This window comes from Arthrobacter sp. 9V (genome assembly GCF_902506065.1).
Lineage (GTDB): Bacteria > Actinomycetota > Actinomycetes > Actinomycetales > Micrococcaceae > Arthrobacter.
Genome location: NZ_LR733067.1, coordinates 1 through 1165 on the forward strand (window position 1 = coordinate 1; position 1165 = coordinate 1165).

The 1165-nt window shown below is 64.5% G+C and carries 2 protein-coding genes; both read left to right on the forward strand.

What is annotated here, in order from left to right:
• On the forward strand, nt 1-250 hold a 250-nt coding region (nrdI, locus tag BACI9J_RS24165), incomplete at its 5' end, for a class Ib ribonucleoside-diphosphate reductase assembly flavoprotein NrdI (RefSeq protein WP_159736814.1).
• Between the two features lie 17 nt (nt 251-267).
• A partial coding sequence (locus tag BACI9J_RS24175) for an aminotransferase class III-fold pyridoxal phosphate-dependent enzyme (RefSeq protein WP_236558915.1) occupies nt 268-1165 on the forward strand: 898 nt, incomplete at its 3' end.

Genomic DNA, 1165 nt, shown 5'->3' on the forward strand with positions numbered 1-1165 from the left:
CGGGGCAGTGCCCAAGCAGGTCATCAAGTTCCTCAACGACGCCCACAACCGCTCGCTCATCCGCGGCGTCGTGGTGGGTGGCAACACGAACTTCGGCGAGGCGTACGGCCTCGCAGGGGACGTCATCGCACAGAAGTGCAACGTCCCCCTTCTCTACAGATTCGAACTCTTCGGGACCCCTGACGACGTGTCGGCGGTCAACTCAGGATTGGATGCATTTTGGACGCAGCAGTTGCAGACGTCGATCTGACGTCGCCGCAGACGGGGATGGACTACCACTCCCTCAACGCGATGCTCAACCTCTACGACGCGGACGGGAACATCCAGTTCGACAAGGATCGTGAGGCCGCCAAGCAGTTCTTCCTGCAGCACGTCAACCAGAACACCGTCTTCTTCCACAACCTGAAGGAGCGGCTCGACTACCTGGTCGAGAACGAGTACTACGAACAAGCCACGATCGACATGTACTCGCTGGACTTCATCCAGCGACTCAACGACCTGGCGTACTCGAAGAAGTTCCGGTTCCAGACGTTCCTCGGCGCGTTCAAGTACTACACGAGCTACACGCTCAAGACGTTCGACGGCAAGCGGTACCTGGACGGCCTGGCCGCGTACTCGGCGGTGAACTTCGGCCACGGCAACCCGCGACTGCTCGACGCCGCGCGGGCGCAGCTCGACCGCGTGACGCTGACCAGCCGCGCGTTCGTGAACGACCAGCTCGGGCCGTTCGCGGCAGCACTGGCGGCGTTGACGGAGACCGAGATGGTCCTGCCGATGAACACCGGTGCCGAGGCCGTCGAGTCCGCGATCAAGGTGTCCCGCGCCTGGGGCTACCGCGTCAAGGGCGTGCCGGCCGAGCGGGCGACGATCATCGTCGCGTCCGGCAACTTCCACGGGCGCACCACGACGATCATCTCGTTCTCCGACGACCCCTCGGCCCACGACGACTTCGGGCCGTTCACGCCCGGCTTCCGCACGGTGCCGTACGGCGACGCTGCGGCGCTGCGCGAGGCGATGGACGAGACCGTCGTCGCCGTGCTGCTCGAGCCGATCCAGGGTGAGGGCGGCGTGGTCATCCCGCCGGAGTCGTACCTTCCTGACGTCCGCGCGGTCTGCGACCTGTCTCTTATACCACATCTCCGAGCCCACGAGACACTGAGCGATC